The 23,984-nt window shown below is 60.9% G+C and carries 22 protein-coding genes; 10 read left to right on the forward strand and 12 right to left on the reverse strand.

Features of this window, described 5'->3' with window-relative positions; genetic code table 11:
• Positions 1-10: 10 nt before the first annotated feature.
• Positions 11-520, reverse strand: coding sequence for a TRAP transporter small permease (locus ABI546_RS01030; RefSeq protein ID WP_348043216.1), 510 nt, complete (start codon positions 518-520; stop codon positions 11-13).
• A gap of 2 nt (positions 521-522) precedes the next feature.
• Positions 523-1,506 (reverse strand): TRAP transporter substrate-binding protein, encoded by a 984-nt coding sequence (locus ABI546_RS01035; RefSeq protein WP_348043218.1) that lies wholly within the window; start codon positions 1,504-1,506, stop codon positions 523-525.
• A 127-nt stretch (positions 1,507-1,633) separates the two neighbouring features.
• On the opposite strand from ABI546_RS01035, the gene ABI546_RS01040 reads away from it, so the two are divergent.
• The 10 genes from ABI546_RS01040 to ABI546_RS01085 all read left to right on the forward strand — a co-directional run bounded on the left by ABI546_RS01040 (position 1,634) and on the right by ABI546_RS01085 (position 13,351).
• Positions 1,634-2,587 carry a LysR family transcriptional regulator gene (locus tag ABI546_RS01040; RefSeq protein WP_348043220.1) on the forward strand — a complete coding sequence of 318 codons (954 nt, stop codon included), beginning with the start codon at positions 1,634-1,636 and terminating at the stop codon, positions 2,585-2,587.
• A gap of 170 nt (positions 2,588-2,757) precedes the next feature.
• Positions 2,758-3,534, forward strand: coding sequence for a putative hydro-lyase (locus ABI546_RS01045; protein WP_348043511.1), 777 nt, complete (start codon positions 2,758-2,760; stop codon positions 3,532-3,534).
• Between the two features lie 24 nt (positions 3,535-3,558).
• Positions 3,559-4,524, forward strand: coding sequence for a TRAP transporter substrate-binding protein (locus ABI546_RS01050; protein ID WP_348043222.1), 966 nt, complete (start codon positions 3,559-3,561; stop codon positions 4,522-4,524).
• Between the two features lie 97 nt (positions 4,525-4,621).
• A complete protein-coding gene (locus ABI546_RS01055; RefSeq protein ID WP_348043224.1) occupies positions 4,622-5,131 on the forward strand; it encodes a TRAP transporter small permease in 510 nt (169 codons plus the stop codon).
• A gap of 21 nt (positions 5,132-5,152) precedes the next feature.
• A complete protein-coding gene (locus tag ABI546_RS01060) occupies positions 5,153-6,445 on the forward strand; it encodes a TRAP transporter large permease subunit (protein WP_348043226.1) in 1,293 nt (430 codons plus the stop codon).
• A 37-nt stretch (positions 6,446-6,482) separates the two neighbouring features.
• A complete protein-coding gene (locus ABI546_RS01065) occupies positions 6,483-7,460 on the forward strand; it encodes a TRAP transporter substrate-binding protein (RefSeq protein WP_348043228.1) in 978 nt (325 codons plus the stop codon).
• A gap of 52 nt (positions 7,461-7,512) precedes the next feature.
• A complete protein-coding gene (locus ABI546_RS01070) occupies positions 7,513-8,136 on the forward strand; it encodes a hypothetical protein (RefSeq protein WP_348043230.1) in 624 nt (207 codons plus the stop codon).
• A 21-nt stretch (positions 8,137-8,157) separates the two neighbouring features.
• Positions 8,158-11,796: a hydantoinase B/oxoprolinase family protein gene (locus tag ABI546_RS01075; protein ID WP_348043231.1), complete on the forward strand. Its 3,639-nt coding sequence runs from the start codon at positions 8,158-8,160 to the stop codon at positions 11,794-11,796.
• Positions 11,797-11,996: 200 nt separating this feature from the next.
• Positions 11,997-12,782 carry a hypothetical protein gene (locus tag ABI546_RS01080; RefSeq protein WP_348043233.1) on the forward strand — a complete coding sequence of 262 codons (786 nt, stop codon included), beginning with the start codon at positions 11,997-11,999 and terminating at the stop codon, positions 12,780-12,782.
• A gap of 20 nt (positions 12,783-12,802) precedes the next feature.
• Positions 12,803-13,351 (forward strand): DinB family protein, encoded by a 549-nt coding sequence (locus ABI546_RS01085; RefSeq protein ID WP_348043235.1) that lies wholly within the window; start codon positions 12,803-12,805, stop codon positions 13,349-13,351.
• A gap of 118 nt (positions 13,352-13,469) precedes the next feature.
• On the opposite strand, the gene ABI546_RS01090 is transcribed toward ABI546_RS01085, so the two are convergent.
• The 10 genes from ABI546_RS01090 to pheA all read right to left on the reverse strand — a co-directional run bounded on the left by ABI546_RS01090 (position 13,470) and on the right by pheA (position 23,947).
• The gene (locus ABI546_RS01090) at positions 13,470-14,018 is read right to left on the reverse strand and encodes a helix-hairpin-helix domain-containing protein (RefSeq protein ID WP_348043237.1); all 549 of its coding nucleotides are present in this window, start codon (positions 14,016-14,018) and stop codon (positions 13,470-13,472) included.
• Between the two features lie 130 nt (positions 14,019-14,148).
• Positions 14,149-15,153 (reverse strand): ADP-glyceromanno-heptose 6-epimerase, encoded by a 1,005-nt coding sequence (rfaD, locus tag ABI546_RS01095; RefSeq protein WP_348043239.1) that lies wholly within the window; start codon positions 15,151-15,153, stop codon positions 14,149-14,151.
• A 27-nt stretch (positions 15,154-15,180) separates the two neighbouring features.
• Complete coding sequence (gene rfaE1 / locus ABI546_RS01100; RefSeq protein ID WP_348043241.1) at positions 15,181-16,128, reverse strand: D-glycero-beta-D-manno-heptose-7-phosphate kinase; 948 nt, start codon at positions 16,126-16,128, stop codon at positions 15,181-15,183.
• Between the two features lie 134 nt (positions 16,129-16,262).
• The gene (gene lapB / locus ABI546_RS01105) at positions 16,263-17,408 is read right to left on the reverse strand and encodes a lipopolysaccharide assembly protein LapB (protein ID WP_348043243.1); all 1,146 of its coding nucleotides are present in this window, start codon (positions 17,406-17,408) and stop codon (positions 16,263-16,265) included.
• Positions 17,398-17,679 (reverse strand): LapA family protein, encoded by a 282-nt coding sequence (locus ABI546_RS01110; protein ID WP_348043245.1) that lies wholly within the window; start codon positions 17,677-17,679, stop codon positions 17,398-17,400. Before ABI546_RS01110 ends, lapB begins: the two co-directional genes overlap by 11 nt.
• Before the next feature lie 63 nt (positions 17,680-17,742).
• On the reverse strand, positions 17,743-18,057 hold the full coding sequence (locus ABI546_RS01115) for an integration host factor subunit beta (protein ID WP_348043247.1): 315 nt from the start codon (positions 18,055-18,057) through the stop codon (positions 17,743-17,745).
• Positions 18,058-18,120: 63 nt separating this feature from the next.
• The gene (rpsA, locus tag ABI546_RS01120) at positions 18,121-19,806 is read right to left on the reverse strand and encodes a 30S ribosomal protein S1 (RefSeq protein WP_348043249.1); all 1,686 of its coding nucleotides are present in this window, start codon (positions 19,804-19,806) and stop codon (positions 18,121-18,123) included.
• Between the two features lie 146 nt (positions 19,807-19,952).
• Positions 19,953-21,941, reverse strand: a complete 1,989-nt coding sequence (locus ABI546_RS01125; RefSeq protein WP_348043251.1) for a bifunctional 3-phosphoshikimate 1-carboxyvinyltransferase/cytidylate kinase — start codon at positions 21,939-21,941, stop codon at positions 19,953-19,955.
• 11 nt (positions 21,942-21,952) lie between these two features.
• Positions 21,953-22,831, reverse strand: coding sequence for a prephenate dehydrogenase (locus ABI546_RS01130; RefSeq protein ID WP_348043253.1), 879 nt, complete (start codon positions 22,829-22,831; stop codon positions 21,953-21,955).
• Positions 22,832-22,864: 33 nt separating this feature from the next.
• On the reverse strand, positions 22,865-23,947 hold the full coding sequence (pheA, locus tag ABI546_RS01135) for a prephenate dehydratase (protein ID WP_348043255.1): 1,083 nt from the start codon (positions 23,945-23,947) through the stop codon (positions 22,865-22,867).
• Between the last annotated feature and the right edge of the window lie 37 nt (positions 23,948-23,984).

The following is a 23,984-nucleotide window of genomic DNA, read 5'->3' on the forward strand; positions in this document are numbered from 1 at the left end:
TTGTTGTTATTTATTCGTGGTGCAGGGCTTCGTCGCCGCTGGCCTGGGTGCGTTGGCCCCTGATCTCCAGGACCAGCTCGTCGATGAAGGCGATCATCAGGATGACCGCGCCCACGCCCATGGTGATTTGCGGAATCCATAGCGGCGTGGCATCGCTCCCGGTAGAAATGTCGTGGTAGGCATAGGAGTTGACCGACAGCATGACGCTGTACCAGGCGAACAGCATGGAAAGCGCCGTGGCAGCCGCCAGCGCCCAGATTTCGAGTGCGCGCCTGGCGCTGCCGCGAAGACTGTTGAGAATCAGCGTGACACGGATGTGCTCACCCTTCTTGAGGGTATGCGCCAGCGCCAGGAAGCCGCTGGCCGCCATGCAGTAACCGGCATACATGTCGGTGCCTTGAAGCGACCAGGCAAACTGGCGGTCGAGCACGCCGGCCAGCACAGACACCAGCGTGCCGATCATGAACAGGGCGCCCAGCCATGCCGCGCCGTCGTACAGCGCATCGAGCATGCGGCGCATGCTTATTTCTTTGCCGCGTTGGATTTGTCGAACGCGGTCAGCAGGGCTTCACCCTCGGGACCGGCGCGTTTCGTCCAGTCAGCCTTCATGATACCGCCCACCTGGCGCAAGTCGGCTACCAGTTTGGGTGAAGGCGTCATGATCTTCATGCCTTTTTCAGCCAGGGCTTTTTTGTAGAAGTCATTTTTCTCTTCGCTGATTTTCCAGCCGCGCACTTCAGCGTCGGCGGCTGCCTTCAACACGGCTGCCTGGGTAGATGCATCCAATGCATCGAAAGATTTCTTGTTGACGATGATGGCGTTCTTGGGCAGCCAGGCCTGCACGTCATACCAGTACTTGATGCTTTCGTAGGTTTTGGTGTCGTAGCCGGTCGATCCCGAGCTCATGTAGCTGTTGACGACACCGGTGGCCATGGCCTGGCTCAGTTCCGCCGCCTGAACGGTCACGGGCTGCGCACCAATCAACTCGGCGATCTTGCTGGTGGCGGGGCTATAGGCGCGCCACTTGAGGCCCTTCATGTCGGCGACGGCAGTGATTTCCTTGTTGACGTAGATGCCTTGCGGAGGCCACGCCACGGTGTAAAGCAGCTTCATGCCCTGCGTGCCCAGGAGTTTTTCAAGGGCCGGTTTTTGCGCTTCAGCCAGCTTGTGAGCCGAGGCGTAGCTGGACGCCACGAAGGGCAGGCCGTCCGCGCCAAATATCGCGTTTTCATTCTCGAAGTTGACCAGCAGAATTTCACCGATCTGCGCCTGGCCGCCTTGCACCGCGCGCTTGATCTCATTCGCCTTGAACAGCGAGGCGTTGGCATGCACCGTGATCTTGAGCTTGCCGCCGCTGGCCTTGTCGACGTCGGCCGCGAACTGTGTCAGGTTTTCGGTGTGAAAGTTGCTGGCCGGGTAGGCGGCGGGCAAATCCCATTTGGTTTGGGCGAAGGTATTGGCGCCGAAGGCAAGGGCGGCGGCCATCAGGGTGATCTTGAATTTCATGAAAGGCTCCAGGGCGGTGAATTAGTAAGTAGTAATAGGATAGACGCAAATCCCGCGCCAGTTCACCGGGCATACCCCGAAAAACCGGCCGGCCCACCTGTCCTTTTCCTGACGCACCGGGTTCGCCATGAATCTTCGCTTTGTTGAAGCCTTTTATTGGGTGGCCTCGCTCAAGAGCATCTCGCGCGCCGCCGACAAGCTCTATCTCACGCAGTCAGCCATGTCCAGCCGCATCGCCACGCTGGAAGAGGAGCTGGGCATCCTGTTGCTGGACCGGCGCGACAAGCAATTCAAGCTCACCGTCGCGGGTGCGCGCTTTCTGGTCTATGCGCAAAAGCTGCTGGAGCTGCAGCGCGAAGTCAAGCATGAGATGGGTTCCGGCGCGGCTATGGCCGTGTCCATGCGCATTGGCGCCATCGAATCGGTGCTGCATTCGTGGCTGATTCCCTGGCTGGAAAAGCTCCGCATAGACCACCCCGGACTGGAACTGGAGCTGACCGTGGAAACCACGCCCATCCTGATGGACCAGGTCCAGCGCGGCACGCTGGACCTGGTTTTTGCTGCCCTGCCGGCATCGGCGGATGGCGTGCGCAACCAGGCGCTGCCGCCCATGGACATGGCGTTTGTGGGCAACCCGACACTGCATAAAAAAAGAAAGTACCGCCTCGATGAACTCGCGGAAATGGAATTGTTGACGTTCCAGAAGGGCTCGCAACCCCACGTGACGTTGATCGATCTCTTCAAGCAGCACCGGATGGAGCCCAAAAAGGTGCATGCCATTTCATCGATTTCAGCGATGGTCCAGTTGGTGCAGGGCGGCTTCGGCGTGGCCCTGCTGCCGCGCATTGCGGTGCAGCGCTTGACGGGCTTCGCAAGCCTCAAGCTGCTCGCTTGCGACACCCGTGTGAAGTCGCTTCCGATCCACGCCAGTTACCGCATCGACCCGACGTCGTCGACGGTCGAGACCGTGGTCCGGTCCGCCGTGCAGTTTGCCGGCGAGGGTGCAGCCACCGGCACCAAAACAGGTCGCAAACCCGCGGCGAAGGGTGGCAAAGCCGTCAAAAAAGGTGCATCAGGGTAACTACTGATCATCGAAAAAATCGATGACCTGAGCGAAAAATTTTGAATTTGCTGAAGGTTACCGGCGCTCACACAATTCGCCCATCGTCATGAAAATGACATACGTAAACGGGGAATTTTCTGGTGAGCACATCGACTGAATCAGCACTCTCGGTTTTCGGCGCAGGCGGCATCAACAGTGCCGCACACGTCCGCGGCGTCATTCGCCAGGGCCGATGGACTTCGCAGACGAGTGGACTGGCCAACGGACACGTACAGGGCAACGTGGTCATTCTTCCCGAAGCCGAGGCGGGGGATTTTCTACGCTACTGCCAGCGCAATCCCAAGCCTTGCCCGGTGCTGGCGGTTTCCGAACCGGGTCACGTGGAACTGCCCGCGCTGGGCGCGGACATCAACATTTGCACCGACCTGCCGCGCTACCGCGTGTGGCGTCACGGTGAGCTGGTCGATGAGCCCACGGACGTCAGCGCGCTGTGGCGCCAGGACATGGTGACGTTTGTGCTCGGCTGCTCCTTTTCTTTTGAACAGGCCTTGCAGGAAGCGGGCTTGCGCATCAAGCATATTGATCAGGGACGGAATGTGCCGATGTACCGCACGAATACCGCCACCGAATCGGCAGGGCCGTTTCACGGACCGATGGTCGTGACCATGCGGCCGTTCAAGGCAGCCGATGCGATTCGCGCTGTTCAAATCACCTCGCGTTTTCCGGACGTGCATGGCGCGCCGGTGCACATCGGGGACCCCGCGCAGATTGGAATCACGGATTTAGCCAAACCCGACTATGGCGATGCCGTCGAGGTGTTGCCGGACGAAATTCCGGTTTTCTGGGCCTGTGGTGTCACGCCGCAGGCGGCCATCATGCAGGCTCGCCCCGAGTTCTGCATTACCCACGCGCCGGGCGCGATGCTGATCACCGATTTGTTGAACCACCACCTGGCCACTTTTTGAGCCCTTTTTTTACTGGAGATCACGATGAAAAAATTACTTGTTTCGCTGGCCGCCGTCGCCACTTTCAGCGCCTCTTGGGCCCAGACCAAATGGGATCTTCCGACCGGCTACGGTGCCAACAGCTTCCAGACCCAGAATGTGCAGCAGTTCGCCACCGAGGTGGATCAACTGACCGCAGGAAAACTCAAGATAACGTTGCATGCGGGAGGTTCGCTCTATAAAGCCAATGAAATCAAGCGCGCGGTCCAGACCGGTCAGGTGCAGGCGGCGGAGTTCATCCTGTCCGGCGCAGCCAACGAAAACCCGTTGTTCGGCGTGGATTCCATTCCCTTTCTGGCCACCAGTTATGGCGATGCCAAACGCCTGTACCTGGCAGCCAAGCCGGCGCAGGACAAACTGCTCGCGTCCCAGGGCATCAAGGTGCTTTTCACCGTGCCTTGGCCCGGCCAGTCGCTGTACTCGCTCAAGCCCATCGTCACACCGGCTGACTTTGCCGGCACCAAGATGCGCGCCTACAACCCGGCCACCACACGCATCGCGCAACTGCTCAAAGCCCAGCCGGTGACTATCCAGCTCGCCGAACTCGGCCAGGCTCTGGCGACCGGCGGTGTGCAGAACTTCCTGACGTCGAGTGCCAGCGGCGTAGAAAGCAAGCTGTACGAGCAGGTCAAATACTTCTACCCCGTCAGCGCCTGGCTGCCGCGTAATGCCACCGTGGTCAGCCAGAAGGCTTTCGACGCGCTGGACAAGCCCACGCAGGACGCGGTGCTCAAGGCCGCGGCAGCAGCCGAGTCGCGCGGCTGGGCGACCAGTGAGAAGCTTGATGGCGAATTCATCAAGGAACTGGGCGCCAAGGGCATGACCATCGCCGTGCCGTCCGAGAGCGTCAAGAAGGAACTTACCGCCATCGGCGAAACCATGACGGCCGAATGGATCAAGACAGCCGGCGCCGACGGCCAGGCCGTGATCGACGCCTACCGCAAAAAGTAAGCGGCAGCACCGCCGCATGGCGCGGCGGCGCGGGGTCGCAGGCAGAACGCGGCCCCTGGTTTCCTTTCTTTCCCTTTTATTCGTGCAGGAGCATGCCATGGGCAAACTCGTCCAGAATTTCTACAAATTGCTGATGGCGCTGTCGTGCCTGGCCATGCTTGCAGCGTTTGTCACCGTGATGCTGGGCGTGGTGGCGCGCGAGGCCAACTGGGACATCGGCGGGCTCGATGCCTATGCGGGGTATGCCATTGCCGCTGCGCTATTTCTGGCCTTGCCGGGAACCCTCCAGCATGGTGATCACATCCGCGTCACGCTGCTGCTGGACCGGGTGTCTCCGAAGGTGCGCAACATCCTCGAGTGGTGGTCGCTCGGTGCGGGCCTGGCTCTGGCCGCTTATATGGCGTGGTACGCCCTGCGCCTGGTCTGGGTGTCGTACGTCACGCACGACATTTCACCCGCAGCCGACGCATCGCCCCTGTGGATCCCCCAAATCGCCATGACGCTGGGCTGCATGGGCTTCGCGCTGTCGTTCGTCCATGCGCTTGTCGAGCGCTGGCACGGCCGCAGCTTCATCGAGGTTTCCAGCGAAGCCGCCCACATCGAATAGCCAGCTCTTGAGAGAAAAAAAATGGACATCTTCATTGCTTTTGGCCTGATCGTGCTGCTGTTCGCGGCGCTGGGATCGGGTTTGTGGATTGGCCTGTCGCTGCTCTCCGTGGCCTTGCTCGGCATGGAATTGCTGACGGCGCGGCCTGCCGGGGACAGCATGGTGCTGACCATCTGGGGTTCCACCTCGAGCTGGACCCTGACTGCGCTGCCGCTGTTTCTGTGGATGGGCGAAATCCTGTTTCGCAGCAAGCTGTCTGACAGCATGTTCAGGGGACTTGCGCCCTGGCTGGATCGCCTGCCGGGCCGGTTGCTGCATGTCAACGTCGTGGGTTGTACTATCTTTGCCGCCATTTCCGGTTCGTCAGCGGCCACCTGCGCCACCATTGGCAAGATCACCTTGCCCGAACTCAAAAAACGCGGTTACCCCGACGATATTTCCGTCGGTACGTTAGCCGGTGCAGGCACGCTCGGCCTCCTGATCCCGCCGTCCATCATCATGATTGTGTACGGCGTGGCGGCCAATGTGTCGATTGCCAAGCTCTTTCTGGCCGGTGTGATTCCGGGCCTGATGCTGGCCGCGCTGTTCATGGGCTACATCGTGGTGTGGGCCCTGCTCAACAAGGACAAGGTGCCCACGGCTGATGTGGCCATGAGCTTCGGTCAGAAGGTCTACGCCTCGCGCCATCTGATTCCAGTGGTGTCGTTGATTGTGGTCGTACTGGGTGGCATCTACAGCGGCATCGCCACTGCCACGGAAGCAGCGGCGCTGGGCGTGGCCGGCTCGCTCGTGCTGGCTGCTATCGAGGGCTCGCTGAACTGGAGCAAGTTCAAGGAAGGGCTGGTCGCCGCCTGCCGCATCTATTGCATGATCGGCCTGATCCTCGCCGGTGCCGCTTTCCTGACCCTGTCCATGGGCTTCATCGGGCTACCCCGGCACCTGGCTGAGTTTATAGGCGCATTGCACCTCTCGCCTTTCATGTTGATGCTGGGATTGATCGGTTTCTTCATCGTCCTGGGTTGCTTCCTCGACGGCATTTCGGTTGTCGTGCTGACCATTGCAGTGTTGCTGCCCACGGTGGAAGCCGCCGGGTTTGACCTGGTCTGGTTCGGCATCTTCATCGTGCTGGTGGTCGAAATGGCACAAATTACGCCGCCTGTCGGTTTCAACCTGTTTGTCATCCAGGGCCTGACGAAGCGTGAGGTGACCTGGATCGCACGCACAGCGCTGCCATTGTTCTTTCTCATGATCTTCGCGGTATTGATTACCTACTTCTTTCCCGATGTGGTGCTGTGGCTGCCACATCACATGTAGCCCCGCAGCAAGACGCCACTTCTTTTCAGGAGTTCCCATGAAAAAGCTCTTATTCTCCGCCGTGTGCGCGGTTGTGCTGGGTCACGCCCACACCGCGATGGCCCAGACCACCTGGAAGCTGGCGACCGGCTACCGCGCAGAGTCCTTCCACACACAGAACATCTTGCAGTTTGGCCGCGACGTGGACATGGCGACGCGTGGGCAGCTGGTGATACAGGTGTATCCCAATAACACGCTGGCCAAGCTGGCGGACATCGGTGCGGCGGTACAGCAGGGAAAAGCCGAGGCCGGCGAGACCATCATGACCAGCATGGTCAAGGACATTCCGCTGGCCGGCGCGGATTCCATCCCCTTTGTGGTGAGCTCTTACAAGGACGCGCAACGCCTGTGGAAGCTGCAGCGGCCGGGCATTGAAAAGCATTTCACCGAGCGGGGCATGAAGCTGTTGTACGCCGTGCCCTGGCCGCCGCAGGGCCTGCATTCGAATAAGCCGGTGCGTGGTCTGGCCGACTTCAAGGGGACGCAGATGCGTACCTACAACCAGACGACTCTGCGCATTGCCGAAATGCTGGGGGCCAAGCCGGTGGATGTGGCGATGGTGGACGTCGGCAAGGCCTTGTCCGAAGGGCGCATGGACAACATGATCACCTCGGCACTGACCGGCGTGGAAAACAAGGTGTGGGGCCCCATCAAGTATTACTACGAGATCAATGCCTGGTTTCCCAAGAATGTGGTGTTTGTGAACAGCAAAGCCTTTGACGCCCTCAAGCCGGAGCGTCGCGCGCAGGTTCTGAAGGCGGCCCAGGAGGCGGAGGCGCGCGGCTGGCAAGCCAGTCAGGCGTTGGCGACCAGCGCGACCGAAGAGCTGCGCGCCAACGGCGTCAAGATCGAGCGCATTCCGCCCGACCTGGACCAGGAAATCAAGCGCATGGGCGAGAAATTTTCAAGGGAATGGATCCGCTCGGTAGGTAATGAGGCCAACGACATTTTTGTGCCGTATTACATGCCGCAATGAACCTGGCGCTACCGCTCCCTTGACCTTTGACTCTCACCCTGCCCTCCATTCCATGAACACACCCGCCGCTTCGATATTTGCCTATCTGCGCGCCAAGGACGGCAATCGGCCCCATTTGCTGGAGGAGGCTTTTGTGCCGGACGCCTTGCTCGAAATGGTGGTCAACACCGCTGCGATTTCTTTTCCGCCGGCTTCGCGGGGTCGGGAGGCCATCGCCGACGTGCTGGTCCGCAATTTCGCCAGGAATTACGAGAATGTGTACACCTTCTGCCTGTCCCCTCCGCCGCGCAATGAGGCCGGTGTGTTCAGTTGTGACTGGCTGGTCGTCATGACCGAGAAGGAAGGCCGCTCGGTGCGTGTCGGGTGCGGCCGCTATGACTGGTGTTTTGCCGCCTCGGGTCTGGTGGAATGCCTGTCCATCACAATAGAAACCATGCAATCACTGCCGCCTGCGATGCAGGACGAAATCCTGCCTTGGGCGTACAGCCTGCCGTACCCCTGGTGTACGGCCGAGGCGGCGGCCCGCGGCGCCCCAACCCTTGAACTGCTGGCGCCCGTACTTGGGTACATTGGCAGGAAGCGGTTGACGCACGTCTCGTTCGGTGAAACGCCGGGGATCGCCCTCGGAAACGGGCATATCGAAGACAAATACCGGTATTTTCAAGATCACGCTTAACTTTTTCAATTTTAAAAAATCATGCAAGACACCATTTCGAAACCGGGCGGCGACCGTTGGCAATTCTGGATAGACCGCGGCGGCACGTTCACCGACATCGTGGCCAAGAAGCCCGATGGCTCGCTCGTGACGCACAAACTGCTGTCGGAAAACCCCGAGCAGTACCGCGACGCGGCGGTCGCCGGCATACGCCACCTGCTGGGCCTGAAGGCCGGTGAGCCGATTCGCGCCGATGTGGTCGACTGCGTGAAGATGGGGACCACCGTGGCCACCAACGCGCTGCTCGAGCGCAAGGGCGAACCCACGCTGCTGGTCACCACGCGCGGTTTTCGCGATGCCCTGCGCATCGCTTACCAAAACCGTCCCCGGCTGTTTGACCGCCATATCGTATTGCCCGAACTGCTGTACAGCGCCGTGGTCGAAGCCCAGGAGCGCGTGGGCGCGCAGGGCGAGGTGCTTCAGGCGCTCGACGAAGCGCTATTAAAAAAGGAGCTGGTCGCGCACTACCAGAAAGGGCTGCGGAGCCTTGCGATTGTTTTTATGCATGGTTACCGGTTCACTGCGCACGAAAAAGCCGCCAAGGGCATCGCGGCCGAGGTCGGCTTTACGCAGATCAGCACCTCGCACGAAACCAGCCCGATGATGAAGTTTGTCAGCCGCGGTGACACCACCGTGGTGGATGCGTACCTGTCGCCGATCCTGCGCCGCTATGTGGAGCAGGTGGCCAGCGAGATGCCCGGCGTGCGGCTGTTTTTCATGCAGTCTTCGGGCGGTTTGACTGACGCGCATGTGTTTCAGGGCAAGGACGCGATCCTGAGCGGTCCGGCCGGCGGCATTGTGGGCATGGCCCGCACGGCGGCCATTGCCGGCCATGCCAAGGTCATCGGCTTTGACATGGGCGGTACCTCCACCGACGTATCGCATTACGCCGGAGAATTCGAGCGCGAGTTTGAGACCCAGGTGGCCGGCGTGCGCATGCGCGCGCCCATGATGAGCATTCATACCGTGGCGGCAGGCGGCGGCTCCATCCTCAAGTTTGACGGTGAGCGTTTCCGGGTCGGCCCGCAAAGCGCGGGCGCCAACCCTGGCCCGGCCAGCTATCGGCGCGGCGGTCGCCTGGCGGTGACAGACGCCAATGTGATGGTCGGGAAAGTCCAGCCACGCTATTTCCCCAAGGTGTTCGGTCCCAACGCCGACGAACCGCTGAGCTACGAAGCGGTCGAGGCGCAGTTCAACGAACTGGCCGGGCAGACCGGGCGCAGCGCCGAGGTGGTGGCCGAGGGCTTTATCAACATCGCGGTGCAGCAGATGGCCAATGCCATCAAGAAAATTTCAGTGGCCCGCGGCTATGACGTCACGCGCTACACACTGCAATGCTTTGGCGGGGCGGGCGGGCAGCACGCCTGCCTGGTGGCCGATGCGCTGGGCATGACCCGGGTGTTTGTGCACCCGTTGGCGGGCGTGCTGAGCGCCTACGGCATGGGCCTGGCCGACCAGAACGTGATTCGCGAACAGGCGGTGGAGCTCAAGCTTTCGGCCGCCGTGCTCCCGGAAATCGCCGACAAGCTCAATGCGCTCGCTGCTACCGCGGAGGCCGAGCTCCAGCGCCAGCAGGTGAGCACGGGCAACATGACCACGCATCACCGGGTGCATGTGCGCTATGAAGGAAGCGACTCCGCGCTCATCGTTCCCTTCGGGACGCTCGAAGAGATCGAGACCGGATTTGAGGCGGCTTATCGCCAGCGCTTTTCCTTTCTGATGCAGGGCAAGGGTCTGATCGTGGAGGCTGTGTCGGTAGAGGCGGTGGTGGCGGGCGATGCGCCGGCCGAGCCGCGCCATGCCACGCATGAACCGCGCGAAGTGCCGCGCCGCGAAACGGTGCGCATGTATTCAGGCGGCCAGTGGCACGACGCGGCGCTGGTGGTACGCGAAGACCTGCGGCCCGGCGACATCATTTCGGGGCCTGCCATCATTGCCGAGAAGAACGCCACCACGGTGGTGGAACCCGGCTGGGAAGCCGCGCTCACGGCACTGGATCACCTGGTGCTGGACCGCCGGGCGGAACGCGCCATCAAGTTTGCAGCCGGCACGACGGTGGACCCGGTGCTGCTGGAGGTCTTCAACAACCTTTTCATGAACATTGCCGAGCAAATGGGCCTGCAGCTGCAGAACACCGCCTACTCGGTCAACATCAAGGAGCGGCTGGACTTCAGCTGCGCGCTGTTTGACACCGAAGGCAACCTGATCGCCAACGCGCCGCACATGCCGGTGCACCTGGGCTCCATGGGCGAAAGCATCAAGACGGTGATTCGCGAGAACGCGGGCAAGATGCAACCGGGCGATGTTTATGTGCTGAATGACCCCTACCACGGCGGCACCCACCTGCCCGACATCACTGTCATCACGCCGGTTTACCTCGGTGCCTCCGCGCTGCCCACGTTTTATGTCGGTTCTCGCGGCCACCATGCCGACATAGGCGGCATCACGCCGGGCTCCATGCCGCCCTTCTCGACCTTGATTGAGGAAGAGGGTGTGCAGATCAACAACGTCAAGCTGGTGGAGCGCGGGGTGCTGCGCGAGGCCGAAATGATTGCGCTGCTCAAAAGCGGCAAATACCCGAGCCGCAACCCGCAGCAGAACATGGCGGATTTGAAGGCGCAGATCGCCGCCAATGAAAAAGGCGTGCAGGAGCTGCGCAAGATGGTCGACACCTTCAGCCTGGAGGTGGTGCTGGCCTATATGCGCCACGTGCAGGACAACGCCGAAGAGTCGGTGCGCCGCGTGATCACGCGCCTGAAGGACGGCGAGTTCACCCTGCCGCTGGACAACGGGGCCCAGATCAAGGTGGCCATCCGGGTCGATGTCAAAGGCCGCAGCGCCGAGATCGACTTCACCGGCACGTCGCCGCAGCAGACCAATAACTTCAATGCGCCGACGGCGGTGTGCATGGCGGCGGTGCTGTATGTGTTCCGCACGCTGGTCGACGACGACATTCCGTTAAATGCAGGTTGCCTGAAGCCGCTCAAGGTCATCATTCCGGCGGGCTCCATGCTCAACCCCAATCCACCGGCCTCGGTGGTGGCGGGCAATGTGGAAACCTCTACCTGCATCACCAACGCGCTGTATGGTGCGCTGGGTGTGATGGCGGCCGGCCAGTGCACGATGAACAACTTCACCTTCGGCAATGCGCGCCACCAGTACTACGAGACCATTTCAGGCGGATCGGGTGCCGGCGGCAAGCTCGACGATGCGGGCAAGGTGGTGTCGGGTTTTGACGGTACCTCCGTCGTGCAGGCTCACATGACCAACTCACGATTGACCGACCCGGAGGTGCTGGAATTCCGTTTTCCAGTGCGGCTGGAAAGCTATGAGATCCGCCAGGGCTCCGGCGGAGCAGGGCGCTGGAAGGGAGGCAATGGCGGCGTGCGCCGGGTTCGCTTCCTGGAGGCCATGACGGCCAGCATTTTGTCGAACGGGCGCAAACATGGCGCCTTCGGCATGGCGGGCGGCCAGGCCGGCCAGGTAGGGCAAAACATTGTGGTCCGGGCGCAAGGTCAGGTCGAAACACTGGGCCATATCGGGCAGGCTGAAATGCTGCCCGGTGACGTGTTCGAGATTCACACGCCCGGTGGCGGGGGCTACGGTGTAGAACCCAAGTGAGCACCGTCCAGCAACATACGCGTCAGTTCGTCCATGCCTGCGAACGGCGATTCGAGGCAGAGTACCGTGCCGCGTGAAGGCCTTGTTCCGTTGGCTGAGGGCGTGGCGTTCAGCATGGCGGAATTTCCCGGTGTGCGCTCCTGGTTGGCCGGCTTTCGGGACCTCGGACAATTCGTGCCACTGAATCATTCCAAAGCCTGATGCTGGTACTCAAGCTCGCGCTCGTCGCGTTCTCGGTGTTGCTGTCCACACTGGCGGCGCGGCGCTTTGGGCATCGCGTGGGCGGTGCGGTTGCTGGCATGCCCATGATCGCCGCGCCCATCATCGCCATTCTCCTTCTGGACCATGATGCCGGGCAGGTGAGGGCGGTCGCGCTGGCCACATTGGTGTGCCTGCCGGCCGCGATTGTGCACATCGTGAGTTTCGCGGCGAGTGCCGGGCGATGGAGCGCCCCGGTCTGCGTATCACTGGCGCTGCTGGCCTACCTTGCCGCCTCGCTTGTCCTCACGCAGCTGTCGCTGTCACCCACGCTTGTGGGTGCGTTGGCGTTGGCCGCTCCGGCTACCGGGCTGTGGTTTGCGGCGCACCATGCAGGGCCTGCCGCGCCTGTGGCTGTGCCGCGAGTCGAGTTGGTGTTGCGTGTCGCCGCCGCCGTTGCCATGGCTGCCGCCGTCATCGCAGGCGCCGACGTGCTGCCGCCCGTCGTCAGCGGTCTGCTGCTAGCGGTGCCGATCACCGGAACGGTGTTGCCGTGCTTCACGCTGCCGCGCTATGGTGCGGCGGCCACCCGTTCGCTGATGGCGGGGTTTCTGCAAGGACTCCACGGTTTTGCCGCCTTTTTCATCGCGCTGTACTGGGCGCTCGGAACGTTTGGCGCACTGGCGGCTTTTCTCATGGCCCTGGCCGCCGCGGTGGTCACCGCGGCTTCGGTGCAGGCGGTGGTGCGGTGGTGGATGCGGCGGTCGCCTGCTGCAGACACGGCTTGATAGCGCCACAATGAGGCACCATGGACACGCCAACCTTTACTGAAAACTACCGCCTGCTCGCCCGCTACAACCACTGGCTCAACGAGCGGCTCTATGCGGCCTGCGAGGCGCTGACGGATGAGGAACGCAAGCGTGAACGTGGCGCTTTTTTTGGCTCGATTCATCACACGCTGGGCCATCTGGTTCTGGCCGACCAGGTCTGGCTCAGGCGCTTTGCACAATGCGGCGTTGAAAACGGTATCCATTTCGCGTCGCTGGGCGCTGACGTGATCGACATGCCGGAGGCTTACACGCTGGACATGGTGCTGTACGAAGACTGGACTGGGCTGAAAGCCAAACGACTGCAACTCGACACCGCCATTGAGCAGTGGACTGCCGACATGCCCGAGGCGTATCCGGGCATGACCATGCGATACAGCAACTCAAAAGGCGTGCAGCGTGAGCATGCCGTCTGGAAAGCCATCACGCACTTTTTCAACCACCAGACGCACCATCGGGGACAGGCCACGACTCTCATTACGCAGGCCGGCGCTGCAGTGGGCGTGACGGACCTGATTGCGCTGGTGTAGAAGTTCCCGCTGTCGCTATGAAATAGATAGCTGCTTGCGCACGTTCTTAAAGGGCTGGAGGCCGAAATGACCATGAAAAAACCCGCTCGAAGCGGGTTTTTTCATGGGATGAACCGGTTTATTTTTTGGCGGCGCTTGCGGCGGGCTTGGAGGTCTCGACCTTGATCTCGGTCTTGACTTCCTTCTTGGTGTCTTTGTTGGACATCACAGCATTTTTGGCATCCTTGGCCGTTTCCTTGACGGCGTCCTTGGTGGCGATCGCGGCGCCCTTGACGGCGTCTTTGGTGGCGATGGCTGCATCCTTGGCCTGTTGGGTGATGGGCTTGTCAGAGGTCTTGCTGGCCTTGGCATCCGCTTTAACGTCGCCCTTGGCTTTTGCCTTGGCATCCTTCGCGGACGGGCCGGTGTAGGAGGCGCCGCCCACGGTCAGCCCGGCTGCGGAGAACTCGGCTGCACGTTTGTCTCCAACACCTTTGACGCGGGTGATGAAGTCGTCCCAGTTCTTGAACTCGCTTTTCTTGCGCTCGGAAATGATCAGCTTGGAAGTGACGGGGCCGATGTGCTTGATGCCGTCGAGCTCGGCTTCACTGGCTTTGTTGACGTCGACCGCAGCGAAGGCTGCGACGAGAGACATGGCGGCGAAAAACGCCAATACTTTCTTGAACATGGGAATCTCCTCAAAGATGGATGGGGGAGGCGCGTTATGCACCCTTGGTGGCAAGGGTCAGCTTTATAACGGCCAGAGCGCTTGCAGGGTTGACCCGCTCGATCCATGCAGTGAGAGGAAACCTGGTGCCTTAGTTGCTCTTACCCAGCCATCGCATGTAAGCGGTTACACCCGCTTGCACATCGGCAAAGGCATGGTCGCAACCGGCAGCACGCAGGGCGCTGAGGTCGGCCTGGGTATAGCTTTGGTATTTGCCGACCAGGGCTGGCGGGAAGCTGATGTAGTCGATGAGCCCGCCACGCACGGCGTCTTCCAGTGACAAGGCTGTGGCGTCCTGTCCTTGCCGCAAGGTGTTCACGACGGCGATGGCGACGTCGTTGAACGGTTGGGCTTTTCCGGTACCAAGGTTGAAAATACCGGATTGTTCGGGGTGGTCAAAGAACCAGAGGTTCACGGCCACCACGTCGTCGATGAAGACGAAGTCGCGCATCTGGCCACCGGCGCCGTAGCCACCGTATTCGCCAAAGAGTTTGACCTTGCCCTCGGACTGGAACTGGTTGAACTGATGAAAGGCCACGCTGGCCATGCGGCCCTTGTGCTGTTCATGGGGACCGTAGACGTTGAAGTAGCGAAAGCCCGCGACCTGGGTGGCGGCATTTTCAAACCGGGCACCGAGTTCGCGCCGCAGCCGCTGGTCGAACAGCAGTTTGGAGTAGCCGTAGACATTGAGCGGCTTCTCGAATTCAGGTGACTCCCTGAACGTGTCGGAGCCGCCATACGTGGCGGCTGACGAGGCATACAACAAGCGCGTGCCCTGGTCCTGGCAGGCATGGAACAACTCACACGACAGCGTGTAGTTGTTGTCCATCATGTACTTGCCGTCAAGCTCCATGGTGTCGCTGCAAGCACCCTCATGGAATACCGCTTCGACCTGGCCATAGGCGCCTTCGGCAAACAGGTCGTAAAAGTCGTCGGCATCCACATAGTCGGCGATCTGCAGGCCGGCCAGGTTACGGAACTTGTCGCCTTCAGTCAGGTCGTCGACAGCGATGATGTCGTCAATACCGCGGGCATTGAGACCCTTGATGATGTTGCTGCCAATAAAGCCCGCAGCGCCGGTCACAACTATTTTCATGATGGATTCCTTTTTCTGTGCTGCCGCTCAATGCGCGGCAAACAGCTCGTCATAACTGACGGTTGCCGTACCAAACTTGCCCACCACAATGCCGCCGGCACGGTTGGCGATTGGTACTGCTTCGCGAAGGCTCATGCCGGTGGCCGCCATGGCCGCCAGTGTGGCGATCACCGTGTCGCCGGCGCCCGTAACGTCGAACACTTCGCGTGCCACGGCGGGCACATTCAGCTCGCCCTGGGCGTCAAACAAGGTCATGCCTTCTTCGCTGCGCGTCAGCAGCAGGGCATCGAGATTGAGTGTGGTGCGCAGGTTATGAGCCTTGGTGCGCAGGTCGGCTTCGTCGCTCCAGGGGCCGATCACGTGCTCCAGCTCCGCGCGGTTCGGCGTGATGACGCTGGCGTTTTTGTAGCGCGCGTAATCCGCCCCCTTGGGATCAACCAACACCACTTTGCCCGCCGCGCGTGCCTGGGAGATCATCAGCAAGATATGCGCGAGGCCGCCCTTGCCATAGTCGGAAAAAAGCACGGCGTCGTGCTGTGTGTGCAGTTTTTCGAAGGTAGCGGACTGCGAGGCGAGCACCTCGCTTTCCGGTGTGTTCTCGAAGTCAAGCCGGATCAGCTGTTGCTGGCGGCCAATGACGCGCAGTTTGACTGTCGTTTTGAGCCTTGCATCGCGGCCGAAGTAAGGCACGATACCGGTTTTGGCGACCAAGGCCTCCAGCTGGTGGCTGGCCTCGTCTTCGCCCACCACGGTCAGCAGCGAGGCTTGTGCGCCCAGCGTGACGATGTTGTAGGCCACGTTGGCGGCGGCGCCTATGCGCTCCTCGGTGCGCGTGACGCGCACCACGGGCACGGGGGCTTCAGGCGAAATGCGGTCCACCGCGCCGTACCAGTACCGGTCCAGCATGGCGTCGCCCACCACGAGCACGCGGGCTTTGGCAATTTGTTCATGGGAGAGAGTTGAAGGTGGTGTCATCTTTTTGCTTGTTCTAGAGCGGCTCAATGCGCATCAGCCGTTTTTTTTTCCAGTGGCAGCGCGGAACTGGCTTTGCCAGGCCGCAGGTGCCGCCCCCTGCAAGGGGGAGGGAGGCGAAGCCTCCACGGGGGTGTTCATAATTCCTCGATTCGGCGAGTCGGGTAGCTGTCCCATGCCTGGCAACCGGGGCAATGCCAAAAGTGCTGGGTGGCTTCAAAGCCGCAGGCGGCGCAGCGATAGCGCATCAATGGTTTGGTGGCCTGGCCCAGCGAGCGTTGCACCAGTGCGTGATGGTGTTCGTCCTGGAGCTTTTCACCCTCGATCCATTTGCCGGCAGCCACCAGCGACGCCTGACGCTCCATGTGCCTGGCATACCACTGGCGCGCGGATACAGGATCTTTTTCCAGTTTGACGATGGCTTCGACCACGTCGATAGACGGCATGTTGGCGTAGCTGGCTTTCAGCAGCTCCAGTGCAGCGGACTCCTGGCCGCTGGCCTGGGCGATGTTGGCGAGCAAGCCGGCAGCCAGCGGCAGGCCTTGTGGCGCAAGGTCTTCCAGCTTCAGCAGCGTACGCAATGCATCCTGGGGTTTGCCGAGCTGTTGCTGCAGTTTGGCAAGGTCAATCAAGGGGCGGGCCGACACGGGTGCCATGGCGACGGCCTGTTGCAGGGTGTCCTGGGCTTCGTGGGTGTCGCCTGCTGCCGCCGAGGCAATGGCCTGCTCACAGAGGTAGTGCGCCTGCCGGGCGCTGAAACTGCCGTGGCTTGAAGTGCCCAGCCTGGCGGCGATTTCGGTCGCGTTTGCCCAGTCGCGTGAACGTTCGTAGATGGACAGCAAGGCAAGCCGGGCCTCTTCCTCGAACGGCGTGCCCTCAAGCTTGCGCAGGGCTGTTTCAGCGCGGTCAAGCAGGCCGGCCTTGAGGAAGTCGAGTGCCAGTGCGTGCTGGGCGCGGTCGCGCTCGGGCTGCGTCAGGTCGCCACGCGACATCAGGTGCTCATGTACACGCACGGCGCGCTCGTATTCACCGCGGCGGCGAAACAGGTTGCCCAAAGCGAAGTGCAGCTCGGAGGTGTCGGGGTCGTTTTGTACTGCTTCGATAAAGGCATCAATGGCCTGGTCTTGCTGCTCATTGAGCAGGAAGTTCAGTCCCTTGAAATAGGCCTTGGGTGCCTGCCGGTTTTCGATGCGCAGTTGCCGCAGGTCCAGTCGCGAAGCCAGCCAGCCCAGGGTGAAGGCAATCGGGAACCCGAGCAAAACCCAGGTGAAATCAAATTCCATGGTGAAGCGTGGAGGGGTCGTCGGTCACGGTATGGGGTGCGTCAGGTGAGGCGTGTCTGGCAGTTTTACGTTTTTTCCACCAGCGCGGCATCATGACAAAAATGCCCAATGCCAGCCCGCAGGCGAAGACCGCGAGGACGACCAGCACCAAGGGGGCCTTCCACATCGTGCCAAAGAAAAAATTCACCGAAACCGTTTGCTGGTTATTCAGCGCAAAAGCAAACAGCGTAAAAAAAATGGCTGCCTTAAGCAGCCACATGAGGTATTTCACTTGGTCGTCCCCCGTGGTGGTCTGGCGATTGTAGCCAGACCACTGAGGGAAGACAGGAAGACCTTACTTCGGATCCGTGACCGCCAGGAGCTCCTGGGTACGGGCATCCACGGCTTCCCGCAATGCCTTGCCCGGTTTGAAATGCGGCACCCGCTTTTCAGGGATGGCCACACTTTCACCGGAACGCGGGTTGCGGCCCATACGGGGCGGGCGCCGGTTGATGGAAAAACTGCCAAAGCCCCTGATTTCAATCCGGTGGCCGCGCACCAGCGCGTCGCTCATGGCATCAAGAATCGTCTTGACGGCATATTCGGCGTCGCGGTGCGTCAGCTGGCTGAATCGGGCCGCCAGTTCTTCGACAAGATCGCTTCGGGTCATGGATAAAGTAGCTGCACAACGATGCAACGCGCCGGGGGCGCATTACACCGCTGCACGGTTGCCTTACTTTTCGTTGTTGTCCAGCTTGGCGCGCAGCAGGGCACCAAGGTTGGTCAGGCCGGCATTTTCACGCGAAGACTGCTGGCTCAGGGTGGCCATGGCCTCCTGCTGGTCAGCGTTGTCCTTGGCTTTGACCGACAGCTGGATGTTGCGGGTCTTGCGATCCACGTTCACCACGACTGCCGACACTTCGTCGCCTTCTTTCAGCACGTTGCGCGCGTCTTCAACGCGGTCACGGCTGATTTCGCTGGCGCGCAGGTAACCGATGATGTCTTCACCGAGGTCGATTTCAGCGCCCTTGGCATCCACAGTCTTGACCTTGCCGGTCACGATCGCGCCCTTGTCGTTGATCGACACGAACGTGGTGAACGGATCGGAATCCAGCTGTTTGATGCCCAGGGAGATACGCTCGCGGTCGACGTCGACAGCCAGCACAATCGCTTCGACTTCCTGGCCCTTTTTGTAGTTGCGAACGGCGGCTTCGCCGGGTTCGTTCCACGAGAGGTCAGACAGGTGCACGAGGCCGTCGATGCCGGCAGCCAGGCCCACAAAGACGCCGAAGTCGGTGATCGACTTGATCGGGCCCTTGACGCGGTCGCCGCGCTTGGTTTCCACGGCAAATTCCTGCCATGGGTTGGCCTTGCACTGCTTCATGCCCAGGCTGATGCGGCGCTTGTCTTCGTCGATCTCGAGGACCATGACTTCGACTTCGTCGCCCAGTGCCACGAGCTTGCTCGGGGCCACGTTCTTGTTGGTCCAGTCCATTTCGGACACGTGGACAAGGCCTTCGATACCTGGCTCGAGTTCAACAAACGCGCCGTAGTCGGCGATGTTGGTGATCTTGCCGAACAGGCGCGTGCCCTGTGGATAGCGGCGGTTCACGCCCATCCATGGATCGTCGCCCATCTGCTTCAGACCGAGAGATACGCGGTTCTTTTCGGTGTCGAACTTCAGGATCTTGGCCACGATTTCCTGGCCAGCCGTCACCACTTCGCTTGGGTGACGTACGCGGCGCCATGCCATGTCGGTGATGTGCAGCAAGCCGTCAATGCCGCCGAGGTCAACGAATGCACCGTATTCGGTGATGTTCTTGACGACGCCCTTGACGGAAGAGCCTTCCTTCAGGGTTTCCATCAGCTTGGCGCGTTCTTCGCCCATGCTGGCTTCCACCACAGCGCGGCGGCTCAGCACCACGTTGTTGCGCTTGCGGTCGAGCTTGATGACCTTGAATTCCATGGTCTTGTTCTCGTACGGAGACAAGTCCTTGATGGGGCGGGTGTCGATGAGCGAGCCGGGCAGGAAAGCGCGGATGCCGTTGACCAGAACGGTCAGGCCGCCCTTGACCTTGCCGCTGGTCTGGCCGGTGACGAATTCGCCGGATTCCAGGGCTTTTTCCAGGCTCATCCACGAAGCCAGGCGCTTGGCCTTGTCGCGGGACAGCAGGGTATCGCCGTAGCCGTTTTCGACGGAGTCGATGGCCACAGAGACGAAATCGCCAACTTGAACTTCGAGTTCACCTTGGTCGTTTTTGAATTCTTCGAGCGGCACATAGGCCTCGGACTTCAGTCCGGCGTTGACGACGACGTGGTTGTGGTCGATGCGAACGACTTCAGCGGTGATGACTTCACCGGTGCGCATTTCAGAGCGCTGGAGCGATTCGTTAAATAGATCGGCAAAAGATTCAGACATTGATTTTCCTAGTCCACACAACAGGGTTCCAATAGCGAAATTGCTATTGTTTTTATAGCTGCTTGCGGCTGTTTGGTGCGGCCTCGAGAAGGCTGCGGGTTACGTTAATGAACCTGTTGACCCAAGCGCAGGTTGCGCGTCGGGGGTCAGAAGGGCCGGGTGCCTTGCCACCAGTCAATCACCTGATCGACCGATTTTTCAATCGACAAATAGGAGTTGTCCAACGGGCGGGCGTCATCAGCAGGCTTCAATGGGGCGGTTTTTCGCGATGAATCGCGTGCGTCGCGTGCCTCTAAATCTTGCTGAATCTCGCTGATTATAGCGGAATTTCCCTTTGAAATCAATTGCTTATGCCGCCGTTCAGCCCGATGCCGGGCACTGGCCGTCAGGTAGATCTTGAGCGGGGCGTCGGGGAAAATGACGGTTCCCATATCCCGTCCGTCCGCCACCAGTCCGGGCAGTCGCCGGAAGCTGTGCTGAAGCTCCAAAAGCGCAGCGCGAACGGCAGGATGGGCCGAAACGCGTGAAGCAGCCATTCCGGCAGCTTCCGACCGGATCGCTTCTGAGACGTCTTCTGCTCCCAGGAGAATCCGGTCGCCCTGAAAGTGGACGGGCATGGCGCGGGCGATCTGCGCCACGGCGGCCCCATCGTCGAGCGAGACATCGGCCCGAAGGGCGGCAAATGCGCTCAAACGGTACAACGCTCCGGAATCCAGGTAGTGGTAGCCGAGCCGGTGCGCCGTCAACGCTGCGAGGGTTCCTTTCCCGGAGGCGGTCGGGCCATCGATGCAAATGACCGGGATATGGGCGACATCTGCCTTGGCTACTGCAAATAAGGCTTCGAAGTAATCGGGAAAAGTTTTGCCGACGCATCTCGGATCCAGAATCCGGATGGGCAATTGCGCGGGGTTCAGGGCCGCGAGCGAAAAGCACATGGCCACGCGGTGGTCGTCGTAGGTGTGAATAGGCGCAGTTTTCCAGGCGCCGGGCTGTGGCGGTGTGATCTTGAGGTAATCCGCGCCTTCTTCCACGGTGGCGCCCAGCTTCTGCAGTTCACAGGCCATGGCGGCGATGCGGTCGGTTTCCTTGACACGCCAGCTCGCGATATTGCGCAAGGTGGTGGTTCCTTCGGCATACAGGGCCATGACGGCCAGCGTCATCGCCGCATCGGGAATGTGGTTGCAGTCCAGCTCTATCGCCTTCAGCGGCCATGAACCGCGCGAAATGCGCAGCGAATTGGGCGTGCTGTTGATGTGCGCACCCATCATCTGCGCGGCTTCCATAAAGCGGATGTCACCCTGAATGGAATCGGCGCCCACACCCAGGACTTCAATGCCGTTTTGGCCTGCGGCGCCCGATGCGATTGCGCCAAGTGCTATGAAATAGCTAGCGGAGGAAGCGTCGCCCTCGACGTGGATTTCGCCGGGCGACTGATACCGGCTGCCAGCAGGGATGATGAACCGCTCCCAGCCGCTGCGCTGTACATCAATGCCGAAACGCTTGAGCAGCTTGAGTGTGATCTCGATATACGGCCGTGAGATCAGCTCTCCCACCACTTCAATGCAGATGTCGTGAACCGCCACGAGGGGCAGGGCCATCAGCAAGGCGGTCAGAAACTGGCTGGAGACGTCGCCCCGAACCTGGATGGGCTTTTCCAGCCTCAGCTTGCCGGGGCGCAGACGCAGGGGCGGAAAACCATCATTGCCAAGGTAGTCAATGGAGCAGCCGAGCTGCCGCAGCGCATCGACCAGGTCGCCGATGGGCCGTTCGTGCATGCGGGCCACGCCCGACAGTTCGAACTCTCCGCCCAGCAGAGCCAGCGCGGCGGTTAAGGGCCGCATGGCGGTGCCGGCATTGCCCAGGAACAGTTTGACGGGTGTTTGGACGCTATGGCCGCCGAGTCCGGTGATCACCGCGGTGCTGCCGTCCTGCCTGACTGCGCAGCCAAGCTGTTTGAGCGCGGCCAGCATCACCGCTGTGTCGTCAGAAGCCAGCAGGTCGTGGACTGTAGTTTCGCCGTGGCTCAGTGCCGCCAGCAACAAGACACGGTTGGAGATGCTTTTGGAGCCGGGCAGGCGGACGGTGCCTCCTGCGCCGCTCAAGGGCGGTATGTCCAGGAACTCGGTATCGAACATAAACCGCCGTTTTATTTATGCGATTTTTGGGAAGAGATGCGCCAGTTGGCCCGGGTCTCGCTGGCTTGCTCGATGCGCATTTCCAGGCCGTCGCCGTTGCTGCTGGAGATGAGCTGTTCGAGGGACTGCAGGGTTTGCTGAAAAATCTTGGATTGCTCCAGCAGCTCTTCGCGGTTGGCGATCAGGATGTCACGCCACATTTTCGGGTCGCTGGCGGCAATGCGCGTGAAGTCGCGAAAGCCCGGGCCAGCGAGCGACATGTAGTCTTTCCCGTGTTCCTGCCCGGTAATACCGTTGATCAACGCGAAAGCAATCAGGTGGGGGAGATGGCTTACCGCCGCATAGGCCGCGTCGTGTGCCTGCGGTGACATCTTGGTGACGTGGCAACCCATGGCCGTCCATACGTCAACGGCTTTTTGCAGCTGGACCGTGAAGGTTCGCTCAATGGGCGTCAGGATGACCTGTTTGCCGTTGTAAAGGTCGACATCGGCGTGTTCCACACCCGAAACCTCTTTGCCGGTGATGGGGTGGCAGGGAACGAAGGATCCGACATTTCCCTGCAGCACCCGGCGGGCAGCATCGACCACATCGCGTTTGGTGGAGCCGACGTCCATGATCAGGGTGTTGGGGCCGACAAGATGGCGAATCGCCTTGAAAGTGGCTTCTGTCGCTGAAACAGGCACTGCCAGCAGGACGATGTCAGCGCCTGAAACTGCCAGCAGGGCCGAAGGCGCCTCCACGTCGATGACGCCCATCTGGCGTGCGCGCTCTGTGGTCGATGGGGACTTGCTGTAGCCCACCACGCGTTTGACAAGGCCGGCGCGCTTGAGCGCCAGCGCGAAAGAGCCACCCATCAGGCCGCATCCAATGAGACCTAATTGTTCAAACATGTCGTGGCACCAGGGGAGTAGGTAGTTCTTGCATTAATCGCTGACGGGGTAGGTTCCGAGAACCTTGTAAAAGGCACACATTCGTTGTAGATCGGCCAGTGCGGCTTTGACGTGATCCTGCGAAGGGTGGCCTTGCAAATCGATATAAAAATAATATTCCCACTGGCCTGAGCGCGCCGGGCGCGACTCGAACCGCGTCATGGAGACGCCGTGGGCTTTCAGCGGCATCAGAATATCGTGAACCGCACCCGGACGATTCGGCACCGACACCACCAGGCTCACGCAGTCCTTGCCGGAGACGGGCGGGGACGGCAGCGTCTGGGGCAGACACACCACGGCAAAGCGCGTTCGATTGAACGCGTCGTCCTGAATTGCATGCGCTGCCGTATGAAGACCAAACTGGGTGGCGGCACGATCACTGGCAATGCCGGCCCATGCCGGGTGGGTGGACGCCAGCCGTGCACCTTCCGCATTGCTCGACGCAGCCCGTCGCTCTACGTTGGGCAGGTGCGTGGTCAGCCACCCCTGGCACTGCGCGAGCGCCTGGGGATGCGCGTAGACGGCTTCGATACCCTCCAGGGATTCGGAAAGCCGAAGAAGGTTGTGGCGCACCATCAGGCTGACTTCGCCCACGATGTGCAGCGGAGAATTCAGAAACAGATCGAGTGAGCGGGATACGACACCCTCGGTGGAGTTCTCAACCGGTACCACCCCGTAGCTGGCACTTCCGGCCGCGGTGGCGCGAAAAACCTCATCAATGCTGACGCAGGGAACATGTTCGATGCTCGCCCCGAAAAACTGCAGCGCGGCCTGTTCGCTGAAGGTACCGGCAGGGCCGAGGTACGCCACACGCACCGGAGATTCCAGCGCCAGGCAAGCCGACATAATTTCGCGCCATACGGCGGCAACGTGCTCATTTTTGAGCGGCCCCTGGTTGGCTTGCTGGATTTGTTCAATGACCTGGGCTACCCGGTCAGGGCGAAAAAAAGGTGTGCCCTCGCGTTTTTTGACTTCGCCGACCTGCTCGGCGATCAGCGCACGGCGGTTCAGCAGGGCAAGCAACTCCCGGTCCAGCGCATCAATTTGCACGCGTAAATCGGCAAGATTGGTGGTCATTTCACGAGCAATCCGGATCGACGGGGGACTCTGAATG

The sequence above is a fragment of the Polaromonas sp. genome (assembly GCF_039932935.1).
GTDB lineage: Bacteria > Pseudomonadota > Gammaproteobacteria > Burkholderiales > Burkholderiaceae_C > Polaromonas.